General features: G+C 57.4%; 17 protein-coding genes and 1 tRNA gene. 13 read left to right on the top strand and 5 right to left on the bottom strand.

Annotation, left to right across the window (positions count from 1 at the left end; translation table 11 throughout):
- Nucleotides 1-77: 77 nt before the first annotated feature.
- The 5 genes from fdhD to ACTG2G_RS20570 all read right to left on the bottom strand — a co-directional run bounded on the left by fdhD (nt 78) and on the right by ACTG2G_RS20570 (nt 6,765).
- Nucleotides 78-938, bottom strand: a complete 861-nt coding sequence (gene fdhD / locus ACTG2G_RS20550; protein ID WP_439985796.1) for a formate dehydrogenase accessory sulfurtransferase FdhD — start codon at nt 936-938, stop codon at nt 78-80.
- Nucleotides 935-3,064, bottom strand: a complete 2,130-nt coding sequence (locus tag ACTG2G_RS20555) for a sigma 54-interacting transcriptional regulator (RefSeq protein ID WP_201991532.1) — start codon at nt 3,062-3,064, stop codon at nt 935-937. Before ACTG2G_RS20555 ends, fdhD begins: the two co-directional genes overlap by 4 nt.
- Before the next feature lie 416 nt (nt 3,065-3,480).
- Entirely contained in the window at nt 3,481-3,879 is a 399-nt protein-coding gene (locus ACTG2G_RS20560; RefSeq protein ID WP_064337654.1) for a hypothetical protein, read from the bottom strand.
- A gap of 95 nt (nt 3,880-3,974) precedes the next feature.
- Complete coding sequence (gene fdhF, locus ACTG2G_RS20565; protein WP_080771385.1) at nt 3,975-6,119, bottom strand: formate dehydrogenase subunit alpha; 2,145 nt, start codon at nt 6,117-6,119, stop codon at nt 3,975-3,977.
- Nucleotides 6,120-6,165: 46 nt separating this feature from the next.
- A complete protein-coding gene (locus tag ACTG2G_RS20570; RefSeq protein ID WP_033112617.1) occupies nt 6,166-6,765 on the bottom strand; it encodes a 4Fe-4S dicluster domain-containing protein in 600 nt (199 codons plus the stop codon).
- Nucleotides 6,766-7,219: 454 nt separating this feature from the next.
- On the opposite strand from ACTG2G_RS20570, the gene ACTG2G_RS20575 reads away from it, so the two are divergent.
- From ACTG2G_RS20575 to selA, 13 genes are all read left to right on the top strand, one after another.
- Nucleotides 7,220-8,380: a hypothetical protein gene (locus ACTG2G_RS20575; protein WP_439985797.1), complete on the top strand. Its 1,161-nt coding sequence runs from the start codon at nt 7,220-7,222 to the stop codon at nt 8,378-8,380.
- An 88-nt stretch (nt 8,381-8,468) separates the two neighbouring features.
- A complete protein-coding gene (locus ACTG2G_RS20580; RefSeq protein WP_439985798.1) occupies nt 8,469-9,449 on the top strand; it encodes a DUF2806 domain-containing protein in 981 nt (326 codons plus the stop codon).
- A 538-nt stretch (nt 9,450-9,987) separates the two neighbouring features.
- A complete protein-coding gene (gene kup / locus ACTG2G_RS20585) occupies nt 9,988-11,856 on the top strand; it encodes a low affinity potassium transporter Kup (RefSeq protein WP_439985799.1) in 1,869 nt (622 codons plus the stop codon).
- 490 nt (nt 11,857-12,346) lie between these two features.
- On the top strand, nt 12,347-13,012 hold the full coding sequence (locus ACTG2G_RS20590) for a 4Fe-4S dicluster domain-containing protein (RefSeq protein WP_268017418.1): 666 nt from the start codon (nt 12,347-12,349) through the stop codon (nt 13,010-13,012).
- A complete protein-coding gene (hyfB, locus tag ACTG2G_RS20595; protein ID WP_429111672.1) occupies nt 13,012-14,883 on the top strand; it encodes a hydrogenase 4 subunit B in 1,872 nt (623 codons plus the stop codon). Before ACTG2G_RS20590 ends, hyfB begins: the two co-directional genes overlap by 1 nt.
- Nucleotide 14,884: 1 nt before the next feature.
- On the top strand, nt 14,885-15,838 hold the full coding sequence (locus tag ACTG2G_RS20600) for a respiratory chain complex I subunit 1 family protein (RefSeq protein WP_421317698.1): 954 nt from the start codon (nt 14,885-14,887) through the stop codon (nt 15,836-15,838).
- Nucleotides 15,839-15,916: 78 nt separating this feature from the next.
- Nucleotides 15,917-17,635, top strand: a complete 1,719-nt coding sequence (locus ACTG2G_RS20605; RefSeq protein WP_202002672.1) for a hydrogenase large subunit — start codon at nt 15,917-15,919, stop codon at nt 17,633-17,635.
- A gap of 9 nt (nt 17,636-17,644) precedes the next feature.
- The gene (locus ACTG2G_RS20610; RefSeq protein WP_439985801.1) at nt 17,645-18,202 is read left to right on the top strand and encodes a formate hydrogenlyase complex iron-sulfur subunit; all 558 of its coding nucleotides are present in this window, start codon (nt 17,645-17,647) and stop codon (nt 18,200-18,202) included.
- Nucleotides 18,202-19,017: an NADH-quinone oxidoreductase subunit B family protein gene (locus ACTG2G_RS20615; protein WP_005301886.1), complete on the top strand. Its 816-nt coding sequence runs from the start codon at nt 18,202-18,204 to the stop codon at nt 19,015-19,017. The genes ACTG2G_RS20610 and ACTG2G_RS20615 overlap by 1 nt, the downstream gene beginning before the upstream one ends.
- Nucleotides 19,010-19,423, top strand: a complete 414-nt coding sequence (locus ACTG2G_RS20620; RefSeq protein ID WP_439985802.1) for a formate hydrogenlyase maturation HycH family protein — start codon at nt 19,010-19,012, stop codon at nt 19,421-19,423. The genes ACTG2G_RS20615 and ACTG2G_RS20620 overlap by 8 nt, the downstream gene beginning before the upstream one ends.
- Nucleotides 19,423-19,914 (top strand): hydrogenase maturation peptidase HycI, encoded by a 492-nt coding sequence (gene hycI / locus ACTG2G_RS20625; RefSeq protein ID WP_439985803.1) that lies wholly within the window; start codon nt 19,423-19,425, stop codon nt 19,912-19,914. The genes ACTG2G_RS20620 and hycI overlap by 1 nt, the downstream gene beginning before the upstream one ends.
- A 213-nt stretch (nt 19,915-20,127) precedes the next feature.
- Nucleotides 20,128-20,219: transfer RNA gene (locus ACTG2G_RS20630), tRNA-Sec, on the top strand.
- Nucleotides 20,220-20,533: 314 nt separating this feature from the next.
- A complete protein-coding gene (selA, locus tag ACTG2G_RS20635) occupies nt 20,534-21,976 on the top strand; it encodes an L-seryl-tRNA(Sec) selenium transferase (RefSeq protein ID WP_421265731.1) in 1,443 nt (480 codons plus the stop codon).
- The last annotated feature ends 1 nt before the right edge of the window (nt 21,977 follow it).

A 21,977-nucleotide genomic window follows, 5' to 3' on the forward strand; every position in this document is an offset into this window, starting at 1 on the left:
AGGGCGGGAAGTCACACTCCCCGCCCTTTTTCATTGCCTGTATTTATAAGCCGTTTAACGGGTTCACAGCCTTGCCATTACTTGAGCAGAATGCGCTGGCACCCGCTGTAGATCTCGGCCCGCCCGGGGCGGCAAAAGCCCACCAGGGTGAGCCCGGTCTGCTCGGCCCGCTCGACCGCAAGCTCGGTGGCGGCGGAGATGGCGAGCAGGATCTCCACTCCGGCGCTGGCGCACTTTTGCACCATCTCGAAGCTGGCGCGGCTGGTTACCAGAATGGCGCCATCCCGCCGACCGCTGCGGCACAGATGACCCACCAGCTTGTCCAGCGCAATATGGCGCCCCACATCCTCGCGGATGGCGAGAATATTGCCCTCACCATCCAGATGCACAGCCGCATGGGTGGCGCCGGTGCGCTGACCCAGCAGCTGGAGCGGGCGCAGTGCGCTCAATACCTTGTCGATATGGCCCACCGCCAGGCGCTGACTATCGGGCAAGCTTGGCTGGGTGCGGATCACCTGCTCCAGACTCTCGCTGCCGCAGATGCCGCAACCGGTACGGCCCGCCAGAGTGCGCCGCTTCTCTTTAAGGCGATGGACGCAGCGGTTGGCCAGGGTGATATGCAGCTCAATCCCCTGACAGCCGTCATGCTGCTCGATGTCGTGGATATCGAGCAGGCTGTCGATGATCCCCTCGGATAGCGAGAAGCCGATGGCGAAATCCTCCAGATCGGAGGCCGAGCACATCATCACGCTGTGGGCGATGCCGTTGTAGACCAGCGCCACCGGCGTCTCGGAGGGGAGCGCCATTTCGCTGTCGCAGGTCAAGGTATCGGCGCGGTAGTGCACCACCTCGCGGTGGATAGCGCAGCGTGCCAGCTCGTTCTGTTCGCTCTGCTCGCTAAGCTCGCCCCGCGCCTCAAGCTCAAGTAGCTCTCTCATGGTGCGACCCCATCGATGATCTCGGGATCTCTGGCAGAAATGCCGAGCCGCTTCATTTTGGAGAGCAAGGTCGTGCGCTTCATGCCGAGGCGGTTGGCTGCCCCCCGCTCGCCAGCGACTATGCCGTTGCAGTCGCGCAGGGCGGCGATGATAGCCTCGCGCTCATCCTCCGGCCCCTCGGCAAAGAGCGGCGTGGCGGGCTCGTCATAGACCAGGGTCTCAATCTTGTGGTAGCCCTTGAGGGGCATCAGCTCATCGGGCGAGAGGTTGAGCACATGGCCGCGGGTCATCACCACGGCGCGCTCGATAACGTTCTCCAGCTCGCGGATATTGCCGTACCAGGGCAGCGACACCAGCATCTTCATGGCATCGGCGGGGATCGAGGTGATGGTGCGGCGCATCCGCTTGGCGATCTTCTTGATAAAGAAATTGACCAAGAGCGGAATGTCCTCGCGCCGCTCGCGCAGCGGCGGCAGCTCGATGGGAAAGACGTTGAGGCGGTAGTAGAGATCGCTTCGAAAGCGCTTGTTCTTGACCATGGAGAGCAGATCGCAGTTGGTGGCGGCCACCAGCCGCACATCCACTGCGATGGGGTTGCTGTTGCCCACCCGCTCCAGCTCGTGCTCCTGCAATACCCGCAACAGTTTGGGCTGCAAGTCCAGCGGCATATCCCCCACTTCGTCGAGGAACAGGGTGCCCTTGTGGGCCCGCTCGAAACGGCCGATCCGCTGGGTCAGGGCGCCGGTAAAGGCCCCCTTTTCGTGGCCAAAGAGATCGCTCTCGATAAGGCCGGTGGGAATGGCGGCGCAGTTCACCTTTACCATCTCGTGGTCGTGGCGGGCACTCAGGGCGTGAATGGCCTGGGCGATCAGCTCCTTGCCGGTACCGGTCTCGCCGAGGATCAGCACGGTACTGTCGCTCTCGGCCACCAGCCGCACCTTCTCCAGCACGCTCTCCATCACCGCGCTCTGGTAGATGATGTGGGGGAATTCCCCCTGCATCTGGGGCTCGTTGATGCGAATGGTCTTCTCTTTTGCGCCGTTGGTGTTGGAGATCTCCTGCTGCGCCTGCACGTTGTTCATGGCAATGGCCGTGCGCGCCGCCACCTGCTCCAGCAAGGAGATATCGATATCGGCAAAAAAGTCGGCGTTGGGGTGCGAGAGGATCAACACCCCCAGCAGGTTGCCCCTATAACGCAGCGGCAAAATGCAGGAACTATCGGCCTCGGGCGGCAGGATCTGGGAGGTAAAGCGGCAGCGATTGCTGCAGCCGTGGCCATGTTCGCGATAGACAAAAAACGGCTCGCTATGGCCAAGGGCCCCCTGCAGGCACTTCTTTTCGAAACAGGAGTGATCGATGATGCCCGGCTGCTCGCTCTGGTGCTGATTGACCAGATAGCTTTTGAAGCTGTCGGAGGTGGCGTTGTACTCCGCCAGACAGAGGCTGCTGATGCCGAAGTGGTGGTGCAGGATGGCAAACAGGCTCTTGGGCAGCTCGGCGATACGCACCAGTTTGATTACCGCGTTGGTCACATCCACCAGAATTTTGCAGCTGTCGCGCTCAAGGCGCAGGGAGTTGGCCTGCTCCAGAGTGCGCTCCTTGTCGAGTACGTTCTCCAGCGCAATGGCGATAATGGCCGCCAGCTGGGTCAGTTTGGCAAGGGTCTCCATGGTGAAGCTGTCGAGCTGGGTGTTGATAAACTCGACCCCGCCAAGGTGGCTGCGGGCGGTGGTGATGGGGAGCTGGCAGTAGGAGCGCAGCCCCCCGTAGACCCCTTCGCGATCCAGCGCCGGGCAGCGATTCTCAAAGCGGGCGGCAGCGAGAATGATGGCCTGTTCCGGGGTCTCTTTGGTAGGACGGGGGGAGAGGTGCAGCTCTGCCTTGGGGCAGACCAGATGCTTTGGGCCGGAATGTCCCATGAAGTAGAAGATGGCCTCCTCGTCCGCACCCATGTTGAGGATCAGGTTGACCCGGGTTACGCCGCCGAAGCTGGCATCTATCTTGTTGAGTTTGTGGATAAAATCATCGAGCGTCACGGCCGACAGGAGGGATTTGGAGAGCAGGAGGAAACCGTCGTCCCAGATGGGAGAGATCTCGTCCAGGGGGATGGCACTCACATTTAGCATTGCGGCCTCACGTTATATCGATTTAGTCACCAGTCAGGCTGTCCATGCCATCGCATCACGACAAGCATCCGTCACCAAAATAAATAGCCGCAGCCCGTAAAAGCGGCTGCCAATAAGAAAAGCGATGACGAAAATTGTCGCATGTTGCAATTCCAGAGTTGTTATTAACGAACGACAACAAAAAGTAACATCGTTATCGGGGGATATATTGGAATGGCGACTCATCATAGATGAGCTCAAATTTCATTACAATCCGATTTAATATATCTGATGGCCATATTTAACCGGTTATTTCATCAGTTCTTGATCTCAATTAAGGCGCCCGAAAAGTGGGCCGCCGTCAACTGTCAGATCTGCCTCTCCTCTTCGCTGACTGCGGAATTCGAGATGGCGTTTGCAACCCATCCATCGGCAGTTTATGAGGTGATGATCCGGCTATGGCAGCACTTCAGGCCACCGAAGATAAAGAGGGCCGACAAGCTCTGGAAGGCCATCAGCAGCCAGCTGGCGTTGTCGGCAAGCTCGGCGGTGACGCTCTGGTGCGTGAGGTAGATCAGCAGGGTGATCACCCCCAGCAGCAGGCCGTTGATCAAGGTGGTGGAGATAAACCCGATCAGCCAGGCACTGGAAATGCTCAAGGCAGAAAATACGCTGCTCATGGCAAGCCGTGCCGCCATAAAACAGCCGAAAAAACCGAAGCCAAGCAGAAATATCATCTCGTCGCGCCAAATATAGCAACCTATTCCCAGCAATATCGCCGCCAGATAGGTGCCAATATAGAAAAGTCCGAATAAGCGACCAATTTCATGTTGCATCATTTACTCCCCTTTTTTGGGTAATAAAAGGGTGCCCGACTCGATAAATCCGAGTCGGGTTCCCTTATTTGTGCAGAACCTCTTTTTTAGGGCGATCAGCCCTTGGCTGCGCTGCGCAATTTCGCCTTGAGCGCGCTGTATTCAGTCTGGACGTACACTTCCGCCTCAGGCTGATTGTCGATGCGCTCGATCTTCACCGCGCAGTACTTGTACTCCGGCGTGTGGGAGACGGGATCGACGTGCTCGATGGTGAGCTCGTTGCAGGCCCCGATCCACCACTGGTAGGTCATGTAGACCACCCCGGCGTTGACCCGGTCGTTGTAGTTGGCCCGGGTGATCACCTTGCCACGGCGCGACGAGATCCAGACCAGCGCCTGATCCTTCACCCCAAGCTTTTTGGCATCGCTCGGGTGGATCTGCACATAGCCCGGCTCATCGGCCAGGGTCTGCAGCGCCGAGCAGTTGCCGGTCATGGAGCGGCAGGAGTAGTGACCCACCTCGCGCACGGTGGAGAGCACCAGCGGGTACTCGGCACAGGGCTGCTCCAGCGGCGGCCGCCACTCGGAAGCGATCAGCTGGCCCTTGCCGCTCGGGGTGGTGAACACATTCCCCTCGAACAAGGTGCTGGTGCCCGGGTGATCCTCGGTCGGGCAAGGCCACTGCACGCTCTTGAGATCGGCCATCTTGTCGTAGCTGACCCCGGCATAGAGTGGGCAGAGCGCACGCATCTCGTCCCAGATCTCTTCGGTGTTGTGGTACTCCATGGGATACCCCATGGCGGTCGCCATCAACGAGAAGATGGCCCAGTCCGGTTTCACGTTCTCGGGGGGCGTCACCGCCTTGTAGAAACGCTGGAAGCCGCGATCCGCCGAGCTGTAGACCCCTTCGTGCTCGCCCCAACTGGTGGCGGGCAGAATGACGTCGGCCATCTCGGCAGTCTGGGTCATGAAGATATCCTGCACGATCACCAGCTCCATCCCCGCCAGAGTGCGGCGGAACTGACCGAGATCTGCCTCGGTCTGGGCCGGATCTTCACCGAAGATATAGAAGGCCTTGCACTTGCCCTCCTCCACCTTGTGGCCAAGCTCGGTCAAGCGGTAGCCGGGCTTCTGGGAGAGCGACGCCACGCCCCACGCCTTGGCGAACTTGGCGCTGATGGCGGGATCGGCCACCGACTGATAACCCGGGAACTGGTGGGGCAGCATCCCCATGTCACAGGTGCCCTGCACGTTGTTCTGACCGCGAACCGGCCCGCAACCGGTGCCGCGGCGACCGAAGTTGCCGGTCAGCAGCGCCAGACCCGCGAGCCCCTTGACCACGTCCACCGCCTGACCGTACTGGGTCACCCCCATGCCCCACAGGATCATGGAAGCGGGCGATTCGGCGTAGGTGCGAATGGCGGCGCGGATATCGGCGGCTTTCAGGCCAGTGATCCCCTCCACATATTCCGGGGTGTACTTGGCCACCGTCGCCTTGAAGGTCTCGAACCCTTCGGTGTAGTTGGCGACAAAGGCCTTGTTGTAGAGCCCTTCATTGATCAACACGTTGGCGAAGGCGTTAACCAGCGCCATGTTGGAACCGTTTTTGAGCGGCAGCCACTGATCGGCGATGCGGGCGGTCTCCACCATGCGGGGATCACACACAATCACCTTGGCCCCGTTTGCCTTCGCCTTGAGGATATGGCGGGCCACAATGGGGTGAGAGTCAGCAGCGTTGTAACCAAACACCAGCAGGCACTTGGTCTCTTGAATTTCGGGAATGGCGTTGCTCATGGCGCCGTTGCCTACAGTTGTCTCCAGACCGGAGACTGAGGGTGCGTGTCACACCCTCGCGCAGTGGTCGACGTTGTTCGTCCCAATCACCGCACGGGCAAATTTCTGCATCACATAGTTGGCTTCATTGCCCGGGCCACGGGCAGAGCCGGTGGTCATGATGGCGTCCGGGCCATATTTCGCCTTGATGGCAGAGAGACGGCTGCTGGCGAACTCGATCGCTTCATCCCAGGAGACTGCCTCGAACTTGCCACCGCGCTCGCGGCGGATCATCGGGCTCTTGAGACGGGGGGTCAGCAGGTTGGTGTCGTTCAAAAAATCCCAACCGTAATAGCCCTTGAGGCAGAGTTGCCCCTCGTTGGTCCGGCCGTTGGCGCCTTCGGCCCCCACCACCTTGTCGTTTTCAACCAGCAGGTTGATTTTGCAACCGGTGCCGCAATAGGGGCACACGGTAATGACTTTTTTCATGACTCACACTCTTGTTTGTTAACGAAAAACGGCTCGGCAAGCCCGCTCACACCCGCGCCGGCATCGCCAGCAGTGCCTCGGCACTGGCCAGCTGCTTCTGCCGGTTCAGGTTTTCAAGATGCTCCGGCGTGACCAGCCGCAGCGCCTGGGTCGGACACACCTCGACACAGGCCGGGCCCGCCTCGCGGTGACGGCAGAGATCGCACTTGAGCGCCTGCGCCTTGGTCTGCGGACGCTTGAAGAGCGAATCGGCAGCGGGTGCCACCTCTTTGAGCACCACCGCCATGGCGCCGTAAGGACAGGCCACCACGCAGGACTTGCAGCCGATGCAGCGCTCCTGCAACACCTTGACGCAACCATCCTCGCTGACGATGGCATTGTTTGGGCAGGCCATGGCGCACGGCTTGTCTTCACACTGGCGGCAGAGCACCGGCGTGGTCACCTTGCTGCCCACGATCACCTTCAGGCGCGGCTGAAAGTAGCTGTCCTTGGAGACCAGATGTCCATCCTCGATGGCAAGATGCAGGCCGCCCTCCCGCTCAAGGGTCCCGCTGCAAGACCCTGACTGGTGTGAAACGGCGCAGGCCACCTCACAGGTACGACACCCAATACAGAGACTGGGATCTGCAATCACGAAGCTGTTCATAGAGAGGGATCCTAAATGGTTCGTTACACCGGGCCGCCCGCCGACAGGCAAAGAGGCGGCCAGCCCCCCATAAAGCATTTATCAGACCAAAACGGGCCAAGGGTGCGATAAAAGTTCACAACCATCTGAAAATAAAGAAGTAATTATAAAGAATGACGTGCTGATTGCCACCCCTGACGAGGGTGACGACGGGCTGGGAAGTGTGATCGACACGACAAAAGTGACGAGCTCGACACCGGCTGACTAAGGCATTTCACCCTGCCCTTTCAGCTCGAGCGAACAAACAACAACCAATCAATGACTAATTTATTGATCTCGGACAGATTATGCGCCGATTGCCCTTTTTACCCCCTACCCGATTGGATAGCATGCTTCAGTTGGCAACCAGCTTCGCTGGGGTCAACAACATAGGAAGGCTGGCTCAAATTGCATCGCTTAGCTACAGTAGGCATTCATGAAAGCATCTACATTGAATACTCTTTTAGTATCGAAAAATATATTTAATAAAACGAAAGCGTTGGTGAACAATGGAGATAAACACTCATGTACTGCTGGAATAATCTTACTACAAGATTTCATTGAATTAGTAATTCTTGCGGTACTAAATGAACTCGATATCAAAGAAACAAACAACATTGAATCAAAATCTTTTGATGAACTGTTAGGGGAGTTAAAGAAACATAAGGTCCCAGTAATAAAATCAGGAACGATTAAGGCTCTCAATAAACAGAGAGTTATTGCAAAGCACTATGGGCAATTAACTGAGCCAGCATCTGTAGTTAACTATTTCTCCACCGCAATTACTTTTACCGACACCATCTTAAAGCATGTTCTAAATATGACTTTGGACGAAATTTTAGTCATAGATGTATTATATGATGGAGCACCAAAAGAATTTATAAAGATAGCTATAGAACTGGCTGAAAAAGGCAGCTACCTAGACGCGTTGGAGAATTTACGCCGTTCCTTTTACATAGCCTACGAGTATAACTATTCAATTTATGGGTTCAGAGATTATGACAATGACAAACCAATATTAGGATTAATGTATATGGCGCTTGGTGGACTAAAGGCGCCTCAGTATTGTAAGAATAAGCAATGGATTTCCCAGTCAGTAAAAACACCATTAGATTATATACAAGTTGACTATGAACGACTTAAGGGTGATTGTATTGAATGGGGTATTAGCACCGCAAGTGTAAATAATTTCTGTCGATTAACCCCACGAGTAATACAAACAGAGTATGAACACTGGCATCTAGATTACACAACAAGTTATGCTGCCAATGAAGTTAATAGGGAGAATTTTAATTTCTGTCTAGATATCCTCCTAGAGTTTTTATTAAAAAAACAAGAGTTTGAATCTAGCCATAAATGGCCAAAAACTGAAAAATCAATTCCGGCTCCACCGATCTATGTAGGCAAACCAGTTTACCAATCACCATCAACATCCTCACAAATTCTTGGTTATGTTCCTGCAGATTATTTTTATGCAGTTGAACGCGTTGTAACTGGATTTAATAAAAATGAAAAGTTTTTATATGTTAGGTTATATCCTCAAGATCAAGCATCTCTTGGTATTAATCATATGCTTGGATACTTGATAATTGAGTGATGTTTTATTTCCATGAAGTTAACTCGAAACAAGTTTACATTTGTCAAAAATATCATTTGAGCACACACTCACTCGGTTTGAGGTTAAAATGGACAATAAACTAGATATAAGTGTAAATACTGAACTAAAAGCAGATCTTCAACCAGTAATCGAACATACTCCAAATGCCATCAATAAGGTTTTTGAACTTTTATTGGGCGTTAAACATGCTAAAGAAAAGCGAATTATCGAGTTAATTAATTTGCAAACCGCTAGAGAAAAAATACTAATCGAGCAAGGTTTAGCTACCTTCGATATTGAATTGAACACCATAGATAATATGGTGCCGTCAAATCATGCTACGTTACTATCGAGTAAAATCAATAATGATGAAGCATTAAATATAACAAACTGTGCAAAATATGCAGTTAATGAACTTGTCGATGTAACATTACCGCCAGACAAAGAAATATCTAACGACTTTTTTAATAGATGGAGAAATGAAGCTAAATTAATTGACAATGAGTACACCCAGAAAATATGGGGGCTAATATTATCTGAAGAAATAAAAAGTCCAGACTCGATTAGCTTAAGAACTCTAGACACTTTAAAAAACCTAAGCCAATATGAGGCTGAGTTATTTAATACGATGGGGAATTATATTGTATTTGGTTCGTGCATATTAACCGGTGAACATATTGATGAATCTCATATAAAAACTCTTGTAGATGCTGGCTTGTGCATTTTTGCTGGTATTTATAGAAGTTCTGATTTTCCAGAAACACAGCTAACATACCATGATAATGCGCCACAGCCAGGCTATTACATTGATTTTAATCACCATATGTTTTTCCACGAAAAAAAACTATCAATTTCTTTTGTGCCACTAACATCAGCTGGAATGGAAATATACAAAATATCCTCAAAAAACAATTCATGGAACCTTGCTTTAGTGGCAAGGGCTATCTTTGAAAAAAATAGTCAAATTTCAGAAATAACTAGTTATAAGTATAATGATCCGGGAAAGAGCAATGTTATCAATATGGATGAACCAATGATATTCCATCGAGATGTTATATTTAAAAAATAACAATACAGTAACACCCTAGGGGGTAATAAACGCAGCGCATTGCACCTCTTGCATTTTAAATTAGCGGTGTAATTCACTTCGTTCATTGCACCCTACCTTTCCCCTCTGGCACATAAAGACTCCATCGCAGCCCAACTGCATCCCCTTTGCCATCCTGCCAGTAATTAATTAGCGATTACTTTATCGTCTATTTATTATCCGTTTTGGTAAAAGAGAGTAGCCAAACCACTTCGCTAGATAAAACAGATAGTTGCCTGCATTATCGCAGCCCATTTCAATCGCCGGATAATTAATTCTCTTACTCAAATTGAACTTTTGATTATTTATAACTGAGCATAGTCCCGCAGAGTGTGTGTCATTATAAGCTTAATGACAGATGAACAGACTGTGTTCCATGACAAGCAGATCACTATTCCGTTAGCGCCCTTTCCCATCGCAATCCATTAATTCTCTCCCGATTAAATATCACGACTTACCTGGTAGGTCGGGCAGCTGTGCGTTGGCAAACGTGTAAACATCAAACTGACAAGATGAACTCATGAACTGTGATAAACAACAAGCCATGTCCGGCGTTATGCTGGCGGCGATTGGCGTAGTCTATGGCGATATCGGCACCAGCCCGCTCTATACCTTGCGCGAGTGCCTATCAGGTCAATTCGGGTTCGGCGTCGAGCCGGCCTCCATTCTCGGCTTTCTCTCGCTGATCTTCTGGCTGCTGATCCTGGTGGTGTCGGTCAAGTACCTCTCCTTTGTCATGCGGGCCGACAACGCCGGCGAGGGTGGCATTCTCACCCTGATGTCGCTGGCGACCCGCAACGCCTCCACCCGCTGGACACCGCTGCTGATCATCCTCGGCCTGATTGGTGGCAGCTTCTTCTATGGCGAGGTGGTGATCACCCCGGCGATGTCGGTGATGTCGGCTATCGAGGGTCTAAGCATTCTCACCCCCGCCCTCGACCCCTATATCGTCACCCTTTCGGTGCTGGTGCTGACCCTGCTGTTTGCCATCCAGAAACATGGCACCGCCATGGTGGGCAAGCTGTTTGCCCCCATCATGCTGATCTGGTTTATGACGCTGGCGGTGCTGGGGCTGCGCGGCATCATCCACAACCCCGAGGTGCTGGGTGCGCTTAACCCCGTCTGGGCGGTGCGTTTCTTTATCCAGTATCAGACCACCTCCTTCTTTGCCCTCGGCGCCGTGGTGCTGGCCATCACAGGGGTGGAGGCGCTCTACGCGGATATGGGCCACTTTGGCAAAAATCCCATTCGCCTCGCCTGGTTTATCGTTGTGCTGCCCTCCCTGGTGCTCAACTACTTCGGTCAGGGTGCGCTGCTGCTGAGCAACCCCGCCGCGATTGCCAACCCCTTCTTCCTGCTCGCGCCGAAATGGGCGCTGGTGCCACTGCTGCTCTTGGCAACCATGGCGACGGTGATCGCCTCGCAGGCAGTGATCTCCGGGGTCTTTTCGCTGACCCGGCAGGCGGTGCGGCTGGGGTATCTCTCCCCCATTCGCATCGTCCATACCTCCGAGCAGGAGTCCGGCCAGATCTATATTCCGGTCATCAACTGGATGCTCTATATCTCGGTGGTGATCGTCATCATGAGCTTCGAGCACTCCAGCAATCTGGCGGCGGCCTACGGCATCGCGGTGACCGGCACCATGGTGCTTACCTCCATCCTCTCCTGCTCGGTGGCCAAGAACAGCTGGCACTGGAACAAGTATCTGGTGGCCATCCTGTTTGCCGCGCTGCTCTGTATCGACGTGCCGCTGTTTGCCGCCAACCTCGCCAAGATCTTCTCCGGCGGCTGGCTGCCGCTCACCCTGGGCGCGGTGATGTTCACCGTGATGACCAGCTGGAAGAGCGAGCGTTTCCAGCTTATTCGTCGCCTGAACGAGCACGGCAACTCCCTTGAGCCGATGATCGCCTCGCTGGAGAAATCCCCGCCGACCCGGGTGGCCGGCACTGCGGTCTATATGTCGCGGGTGGTCAATGTGATCCCCCATGCGCTGCTGCACAACCTCAAGCACAACAAGGTGCTGCACGAGCGGATCATCCTGCTCACCCTGCGGGTGGAGGATGTGCCCTACGTCCACAATGTGCGCCGGGTCTGCATCGAGCAGCTCTCCCCCACCTTCTGGCGGGTGGTAGCAAGCTACGGCTGGCGCGAGACCCCGAACGTGGAGGAGATCTTCCACCGCTGTAACGCCGAGGGGCTCAGTTGCCGGATGATGGAGACCTCGTTCTTTATGGCCCACGAGTCGCTCATCATGAAAGACCGCCCCTGGTATCTCTATCTGCGCGGCAAGCTCTTTGTGCTGCTGCAGCGCAACGCCCTGCGCGCCCCGGATCAGTTCGAGATCCCGCCCAACCGGGTCATCGAGCTGGGATCCCAGGTGGATATCTGATGGCGGGTTGATGGCCTCTTAAAGGCATAGAAAACGTCAGCAAATAGAGAGGGAGGCATTGGCCTCCCTCTGTTGTTTTCGTTACCCCCGATTACCGCCCCTCATCCCCGGCCCTTCTCCCGCAAGGGGAGAAGGGAGCAAACCACGGCAAATCGAACCAGCTCATTTCCCCTCACACAACAGCCGTAGGGTGCAACAAGCGCAGCGCCGTGCACCGCGAACATATGTTGGAGAGCGGTGCAATTCACTCCGTTCTTTGCATCCTACTCATACTGCTTTTTCCATGGTGACGAACCCTCTTGGCGGCTTCGTCACAAGTGACGAACGTCACAGTTCGACAGCCACACCAGCGCGTTCATCCAACCACACGAATATTTTTATTTATTTAAAAAACAGTCACTTAAAACCAATTTGTCTGCAAAAACCATTCTGGCCCGTATCTTGCCAACCTGCCCCTACTTTCTCCGTTCGCGACACGACAAGGTAGGCTATGAACCGCTTCGTTATCGCTGACCCCAAGCTTTGTATCGGCTGTGGCACCTGTATGGCGGCCTGCAGCGAGGTACACAAGGCGCAAGGTTTGCAGCAAGCCCCCCGTTTAACCGTTATGCGACACGAGCAGGCGACCATGCCGGTTCAGTGCCGTCACTGTGACGATGCCCCCTGCATCAAGGTGTGCCCGGTCGAAGCAATTCGCCAGACCGGCGATTGCGTGCAACTCAACGAGTCGCTCTGCATCGGCTGCAATCTCTGCGCCGTGGCCTGCCCCTTTGGCGCTATCCAGAGCGGCGGCAGCCGTCCGGTGGCCGTAGCCACCAGTTACGACACCTATATCCCCTGCTCCATCCGCTCCAGCAACCCCTCCACCTCTGCCGGCCTGCGCTGCTTTGGCGAGGATCTGCTGAGCTGGGAGCCGGGGGTGCGCAGCATCGCGGTCAAGTGCGACCTGTGCGAGTTTCGCACCGACGGTCCGGCCTGTGTCGGTGCCTGCCCCTCCCAGGCACTGAAGCTGGTCAATGACGGCGACACCGAACGCGCCGCGCGTATCCGTCGCCAGCAAGCGGCCGACACCAACCCTCAAGGGGCCTCTGCCTTCCCGGCGCCTGCCACGGCGCTCCCTGCATCCGATTTATCCACCACAGAGGGAGTTCGCTGATGTTGTCCCCCCTTGTTATGGCCACGCTCCTGCTCTTTTTGCTGGGCGCTGCCGCCGGTTTGCTGCTGCAAAAGCTGCCCGCACTGGCCAACCGCCTCAATAGCGGCTTTGCCCTGCTGGGCTCGCTCGCGGGTCTGGTCGCCGCCATCCAGATCTTTGCTCAAGGCACCCCCGTCGACGGCCAGCTCTGGCTGCTGGGTTCGGTTCACCTCGACATGCTGGCCGCACTGATGCTGCTGGTGATTAGCACCGTCGGCGTCGCCGTCGCCCTCTACTCTTTTGCCTATATCCGCGAATATCAGGGCAAGGGCGATGTGGCCATCGGCGCGCTGATGAACCTCTTCCTCTTTGCCATGGTGGGTATGGTACTGGCCGACAATGCGCTCGGTTTCTTGCTCTGCTACGAGCTGGTGACCCTCACCACCTACTGGCTGGTCAAGACCAACCCCGAGGCCGCCAAACAGAGCCGTCTCTACCTGGTGATGAACCATATCGGCATGGCGCTGGTGCTGATCGCCTTCTGGCTGCTCTGCCGCGAATCCGGCTCGCTGGAGTTCGCCGCGCTGCGCGAGCACCATCTGACGGGCGGTTTGGCCTCCCTGGTGTTCCTGCTCAGCTTCTGCGGCTTTGGCCTGCGCGCCGGTTTCGTGCCGCTGCACGGCTGGCTGCCGGTGGCCGAGCCCGTTGCGCCGTCCCATATTTCTGCGCTGATGTCTGGCGTCATGGTAAAACTGGGTCTGTTTGGCATCTTGCGGGTCAGCATCGATTTTCTCGGCGCCAGCCAGCTCTGGTGGGGCTATGTAGTGCTGATCTTCGGCGCCTGCTCGGCAGTGCTCGGGGTGCTGTTTGCGCTGGCCGAGCACGATCTCAAGCGGCTGCTCGCCTACCACACGGTGGAGAACATCGGCATCATCCTGATGGGGATGGGGATCGGCATGATCGGCATCGCCAACCAGCAACCGGCGCTGGTGGTGCTGGGGCTGCTCGGTGCGCTTTATCACCTGCTCAACCACGCCATCTTCAAGAGCCTGCTCTTTATGGGTACCGGCTCTGTGATGTTCCGCCTGCACACCCGCGACATGGACAAGATGGGGGGGCTGGCCAAACTGATGCCCTGGACCGCGCTGGCGTTCCTCATCGGTGCCATGGCCATCTCGGCGCTGCCGCCGCTGAACGGCTTTGTCAGCGAGTGGTTTATCTACCAATCCCTGCTCTCCATGACCAAACTCGGCACCTCTGTCGTCGCCCCGCTCGCGGTAGTGATGCTGGCGGTGACCGGCGCCATGGCGGTGATGTGTTTCGTCAAGGTCTACGGCATCTGCTTCTGCGGCGCACCGCGCAGCGAGAAAGCGAGCCACGCCCGCGAAGTGCCGGGCGCCATGGTGGCAGGCACCCTGCTGCTGGCTGCGGTCTGTCTGGTGCTGGGTCTGGGCGCCCCCTGGATTGCCCCCCATATCGCCAGCTATGGTCAAGCCTTGGTAAGCGACCAAATGAACGTGGCCACCGGCGCCACCCTGCTGCCGCTGGATAGCAGCCAGGCGCTCCTCTCCCCACCCGTTATCGCCATCACCTTGCTGGGGCTGTTCCTCATCCCGCTGCTGGTACTGGCCATCTTCAAGGGGCCCAAGCTAGGTCGTCGTCACGCTGGCACCCCGTGGGCTTGTGGTTACGCCTACGAGGAGCGCATGAGCCTCACCTCCGGCGGTGTCACCCACACCTTGCGCCAACTCTGCGCGCCACTCTATCGCAAGCAGCCGCAGCTCGATCTGGCCAGCGCCCTGCACGGGGTGAGCGATACCAGCGGGACAACCGGCTGGTTGCTGCACGGTGTTGTGCTGGCGCTCTTTATCCTGATGGCTGTAGGAGTCTGATATGCCTGTTCTTGAAATGCCGAGCTGGGGCATGGTTGCCCTCGCCCTGACCCAGGCCATCGCCATGCTGGCGCTGGCGCCGCTCGCCACCGGTTTCAACCGGGTGCTGCGGGCCAAGATGCACTCCCGTCAGGGGCCGGGCCTGCTGCAGGATTACCGGGATATCGCCAAGCTCCTGCGCCGCCAGGAGGTAACTCCCGAACCTGCCGGCATCATCTTCAACCTGATGCCGGCGTTGCTCATCGCCGCCCTCTTGCTGGTGGGGATGGCGCTGCCGACCCTGACTCACGAGTCCCCCTTCCCCATCGCCGGGGATCTCATCACCGACATCTATCTGTTCGCCATCTTCCGCTTCTTCTTCTCCCTCTCGGGGCTCGACAGCGGCAGCATGTTTGCAGGGATTGGTGCCCGCCGCGAACTGACCCTCGGCATTCTGGTGGAGCCCATTCTGGTGCTCGCCTGCTTCATCATGGCGATGATGGTGGGCAGCTCGGATCTGGGCAACATCAGCCGCTATGTGGCGACCCAGCCGCTGGCCGCGCCGATCGCTACCCTCTTGGCGGGCGCCGCCTGCGCCTTCGCGGTGTTTGTCGAGATGGGCAAGCTGCCCTTTGACTGCGCCGAAGCCGAGCAAGAGCTGCAAGAAGGGCCGCTCACCGAGTATTCCGGTGCGGGCCTGGCCCTGCTCAAGCTCTCCATCGGCCTCAAGCAACTGGTGGTGGTGCAGCTCTTTCTGGTGATTTTCCTGCCCTTCGGCAAGGCAGCCAACTGGAGTCTGCCGGCACTCATCGGTGCGGCGCTGATCCTCGCCTGCAAGCTGCTGGTGGCCTTTTTACTGGCTGGCATCATCGAAAACGCCATGGCCCGCACCCAGTTCGTGCGCACCCACAAGCTCACCCGCTACGGCTTGGGGCTGGCCCTGCTGGCGCTGCTCGCCTATCTGGTCGGGATCTGAACCATGCCCGCCAGCACAGCCATTTTTTCGATTTCACCTTTTGTGAATGCTCATTCCCGAACATAAAGTGAGAACTGCATGACCATCGCCATTTCGGATCGCATCGGCTGCGACTACATCCAGCAGGTGCGAGCCCAACTGCCCCACGCCATCATCGACGAGGAGTGGCAAACCGCCGATCAGGCCACCATTACCGTCAAACCCACCAGTCTGGTCGAGACGGCCAGCCTGATCTTCCACCAGCTGGGGGGCTGGCTTCCGCTCTCCTTTGCCAATGACGAGCGCAGCCTCAACGGCCACTTCGCCGTCTACCACGTCTTCTCCATGGAGGGCGACACCAAGTGCTGGATCACCGTCAAGGTGCTGGTGGATGCCGATACCCAGGAGTACCCCTCCATCACCCCGACCATTCCGGCGGCGGTATGGGGCGAGCGGGAGATCCGCGACATGTATGGCCTGCGCGCCATCGGCCTGCCGGACGAACGCCGTCTGGTGCTGCCGGACGACTGGCCGGAGGATATCCACCCGCTGCGCAAGGACGCCATGGATTATCGCCAGCGCCCGATGCCCACCACCGACACCGAGACCTACCCCTTCGTCAATGAGCTCGGCAGTGATGCCAACCGCATCGTGCCGGTCGGCCCGCTGCACATCACCTCGGACGAACCGGGGCACTTTCGTCTGTTCGTCGATGGGGAAGACATCATCGACGCCGACTACCGCCTCTTCTATGTCCATCGCGGCATGGAGAAGCTGGCGGAAACCCGGATGGGCTACAACGAAGTTGCGTTTCTGACCGACCGGGTCTGCGGTATCTGCGGCTTTACCCACAGCGTCGCCTACACCACCTCGGTGGAGAACGCCATGGGCATTCCGGTGCCGGAACGGGCCAAGATGATCCGCGCCGTGCTGCTGGAGGTGGAGCGCCTGCACAGCCATATCCTCAACATCGGCCTGTCGAGCCACTTCACCGGTTTCGACACCGGCTTTATGCAGTTCTTCCGGGTGCGGGAAAAATCCATGACCCTGGCCGAGCTGCTGACCGGCGCCCGCAAGACCTATGGCCTCAACCTGATTGGCGGGGTGCGCCGCGACATCTTCAAGGAAGATCGCATCAAGGGTGCCCAGCTGGTGCGCGAGCTCCGTGATGAGCTCAAACCCCTGGTGGCCATGCTGCTGGATACCGCCAACATCTCTTCCCGCCTCATCGGTATCGGCAAGCTCGAGCCGCAAATTGCCCGCGATTTCAGCTGTGTCGGCCCCATGGTGCGGGCGAGCGGCTTCAAGCGCGACGTGCGCCGGGTCCACGACTTTGCCGGCTACCGCGAGCTGCCGATGGAGATCCAGACCAAGGCGGGTTGCGATGTGCAATCCCGGGTGCTGGTGCGCATCCACGAGCTCTACGACTCCCTCGACATGATTGAGTTTGGTCTTGAGCACCTGCCGGAAGGGCCACTGCTCACCGAAGGCTTCACCTACCAGCCGGGCAAGTTTGCGCTGGGCTTTACCGAGGCGCCCCGTGGCGAGAACGTCCACTGGAGCATGACCGGGGACAACCAGAAGCTGTTCCGCTGGCGCTGCCGCGCCGCCACCTACGCCAACTGGCCCGCTCTGCGCTACATGCTGCGCGGCAATACCGTGGCGGATGCGCCGCTCATCATCGGTAGTCTGGATCCCTGCTACTCCTGTACCGATCGGGTCACCCTGGTCGACCCTAAGAAGGGCAAGTCCACCGTGGTCTCCTACAAGGAGATCGAGCGCTACGGCATCGATCGCAAAAACTCTCCGCTGAAATAAGGGGTCATCATGATCAAGCTGTTCAAGACCATCCTCAAGGCTGGCACCCCGACCGCCAAGTACCCCTTCGCCCCTTACGAGGTGAACCGGGATTTTCGCGGCAAACCGAAATATCAGGCGGATCAGTGCATCGCCTGCGCCGCCTGCACCAAGGCCTGCCCGGCCAATGCGCTGGTGATGGAAGTGGACATGGAGACCGGCGAACGGCGCTGGGAGATCTCCATGGCGCGCTGCATCTTCTGCGGCCGCTGCGAAGAGGTCTGCCCGACCCGCGCCATCGCCCTCTCCCCCGAATTCGAGCTGGCGGTGACCAACAAGGCGGATCTCTATGAGGAGGCCCGCTTCGCGCTGGCCCCCTGCACCCTGTGCGGCACCTACTTTGCCCCGAGCAAGCTGGTGGTGCTGGTGGAGGACACCCTCAAGCAGGCGGGCACGCCGCTGACCACCCCGGAGCGGCTGCACCACTGCCCCGAGTGCAAACGAAAACAGAGCATGCTGAGCCAGCCTAACTCGGCCCTGATCACACCGATAGCCACACCGATGGCCGCACAAAAGGAGTGGATGTGATGAGCAAGATCAAAGGCATAGAACCGGTTGTCGGCCATGCCCATACCCGCGCCGTGCCGCTGGCACAGGATCCCGAGATCACCAAACTCAAGAAGACCCTGCTGAAAGACATTCGCCGCTCGGCCTATGTCTACCGGGTTGATTGCGGCGGCTGCAACGCCTGCGAAATCGAGATCTTCGCCACCATCACCCCGCTGTTCGATGCCGAGCGTTTCGGCATCAAGGTGGTCGCCTCTCCCCGTCACGCCGACATCCTGCTCTTTACCGGCGCGGTGACTCGGGCGATGCGAGTTCCGGCCCTGCGCGCCTACGAGGCGGCGCCCGATCCCAAGATCTGCATCGCCTACGGCGCCTGCGGCTGTGACGGCGGCATCTTCCACGACCTCTACTGCGTCTGGGGCGGCACCGACAAGATCGTGCCGGTGGATGTCTATATTCCCGGCTGCCCGCCTACTCCCGCCGCCACCATCTACGGCTTTGCCGTGGCGCTCGGTCTGCTTGAGCAGAAACTCAAAGCCACCAGCCACGAGGTGCAACCGGGTGAGCGGGTCGAGCTGCGCCACACCGGTATCCCCAATGAAATCCGGGTGATGATCGAGCGCGAGGCGCGCCGCATGGCTGGTTACCGGCAGGGGCGGATCATCGCCGACGAGTTTATGGCCCTGCTCGAAGGGGCAACCCAGCAGGATGTGGATCTGCGTATCCAGAGCTACCTCGATCAGCACGACGATCCGCGCCTGGCGGAGATCGTCAACAACCTCGCAAACGCCTGCCTCAACCGGGCAGCCGGCAAGGGAGAGGCAGTGCATGGCTGACGAGGTTTTCTTCTATCGACTTTCGCGCAAGTTCGTCGACGAGCAGTTCGACGTGCCGGAAGAGGCCAAAGAGGTGATGTACTACAGCCTCGCCATCGGCCACCACCTCGGCATCGTCGATTGCCTGCGAGCAGACCTGGTCTGCTCGCTGACCGGTTATCGCGACTGGGTGGCCAAGCTGCGAGAAGGGAGCGAAGCGCGCCGCAAGATGGAGGGATTTCTCACCTTTGGCGAGATCACCATCTATCGCGAGCACTGCCATATGCTGGCCTGCGCCTTCGACCGACTGCGCAAAGCCGACAATCTGCTCGATGAGCAGGAGCTGGGCTGGACCAACACCTTTATGGATCAGCTCACCGCCCTCTATAACGACCCCCATATGTACCTGATGGTAAGGAGCCGCTGATGGGCTGCAATCTCGTGTTGACCGTGGGCAATGCCATGATGGGGGACGACGGTGCCGGCCCCTATCTCGCCGACAAGCTGCAAGCCGCCCCCCTGCCCGGCTGGATCCATATTGACGGCGGCATCGCGCCGGAAAATGTGGTCTACAAGGTGCGGGAGCTGCAACCGGAGCGGGTGGTGCTGGTGGATGCCGCCGAGATCGGCGAGAAGGCGGGAACCCTGCAGGTGATCCCCCCCGAGACCATCGCCGAGATGTTTATCTTCTCGACCCACAATATGCCGCTCAATTTCCTGATCGACGAGCTCAAGACCTTTGTCCCCGAGGTGATCTTTGTCGGGGTACAACCGGCCATAGTTGCGTTCTCCTTCCCGATGACCGAGATGGTGAGCGAGGCGATGGATTATCTTTATCAGCATCTTGATGCCGCCAAGGATACCGGTCTGTTAATAGATAAACTGGATCAGTGGAATATTTCCAACGCCAAGCGGTGATTATTTATCGAGTTGTTAACGACCGTTATTGACCAACGGTTCCGGCAATGTGATCGAGGCCCGATGTTAAATTAAAAACATCGGGCTAATTGTGCTGAACTTGATATAAAACAAGGTTCTTTGATTTTTTCAAAAAACCGCTAACTCTCGCTTTTTTATGACAAAAAAAGCGTTGCCAGTCACAGAAATTTGCCACAAAATGGCGACCGTTACGGAAGTTGATGGGGTCTGGTGGCCTCCTCGGTCTTCAAAACCGATGTGAGCCGAGAAGGCTTTGGCAGGTTCGATTCCTGCCTCTTCCGCCAAATTTATCTATTGAACAAATACTCTCCCGCTGAATTTTTCGGCCTGAATGTTATTTCCATTGTTTGTTCAATATGTTTGAAGTAATACCTTAAAAAAGGTGCTTGCCGCTTGCCAATATAATCCGAACTCAGGTTATCTCGCTGGCCAACAATTAATTTATCAGCATCGATGCAGCATTAATTTATACCCGCTCATTGATGCACCCAGTTTGCAGTCATCCGCAAATCGCCAGCAGTGCCATAACCCGTCAGCTCGGCCTCTCTATCGGCAAACCGGTGCGCATCCCGAACCCACGCACTGCACTGGTAATCCCATGCCGAACTCGTCTCACGCGCCAGCCATCCCCCACCGCCAGCCCGCATCAGGTACGGCTGCCAACGATTCACAGCGACAAACCCGCCGTCTGCCGCAAGTGGAACAGCTGCTGCAGCAACCCTTTCTCGCCGGGTTTATCGAGGCGCTGAGCCGCCCACTGGTGACTCAGGCGGTGCGCGACACCCTGAGCGAGCTGCGCCAGAGCGAAGATTTTCGCCAGCATGGCGTCGCCCCCGAGCAGATCGAGGCGCTGATTGCCAAACGCTGCCGACAGCAGTTGCGCCAGCGTCAAACCCGGGTGATCAACGCCACCGGCACCCTGGTGCATACCAATCTGGGGCGTTCGCCGTTAAGTGCCGATCTGTGGGACGAGGTGCGCGACCTCAACACCGGCTACAACAATCTGGAGCTGGATCTCGCCACCGGCAAGCGCGGCGGGCGCAAGGGGCTGATCGCCCCCCTGCTCCGTTGCCTCACCCAGGCCGAGGATTCGCTGGTGGTCAACAACAACGCCGCTTCGCTCTTTTTGCTGCTGCAGGAGGTGGCCAAGGGGCGCGAGGTGATCGTCTCCCGCGGCGAGCAGATCCAGATTGGCGGCGGTTTTCGAATTCCCGATATTCTGGCGCTCTCCGGCGCCAAACTGGTAGAGGTGGGCACTACCAATATCACTACCGCCAAAGATTACCTTGATGCCATCACCGATCAGACCGCGCTGGTGTTGATGGTGCACAGATCCAATTTTGCCATTCGCGGCTTTACCGAATCCCCCGATATCGGCGAGGTGGCCCGCGCCCTGCCCGAGCACGTGGTGCTGGCGGTAGATCAGGGCTCGGGCTTGACCAGCGAAGAGTTTGCACCGGATGAAACCTCGGTGCGCCAGTACATCAAGGCGGGGGCAGATCTGGTCTGCTACTCCGGCGACAAGCTGCTGGGTGGCCCGCAATCAGGCATCATCAGTGGCCGCAGCGACCTTATCAAGCGGCTGGAAAAACACCCCATGATGCGCACCTTCCGCCCGAGCCGCATCGTCTACTCCCTGCTCGAACGCCTGCTCATTCACAAGCTCAACAAGTCCCCCATCGGCGAAGGGATTGCCCAGCGCACCTTGAGCAACCCGGCCACCATGCAGGCGAGAGCCTCCCGGCTGATGGCTGCCCTGCCCGGCTGCTTTGTGCCGGTCCCCGCCCAGCTGGTGGTGGGCGGCGGCACCTTGCCGGACGAGTTCTATCCGGCACCTGCGCTGGAGTGCACCGACCCGCGTCCGGCCCAGCAGTTGCTCGATGCGCTGCGCGAACTGCCGGTGCCGGTCATCGCCACCGTGCGCCAGCAGAAGGTGCTGCTCAATATGGCCACTCTGCTGCCGACCGAGATGGAGCTGCTGATCGCCCAACTCAAGGAATTGCTGCTGCCCAGCCCGATCAATGCAACCGAGGAGTCCTGAT

Source organism: Aeromonas sp. 55A (genome assembly GCF_051919665.1).
In the GTDB taxonomy this organism is placed as follows: Bacteria; Pseudomonadota; Gammaproteobacteria; order Enterobacterales; family Aeromonadaceae; genus Aeromonas; species Aeromonas veronii.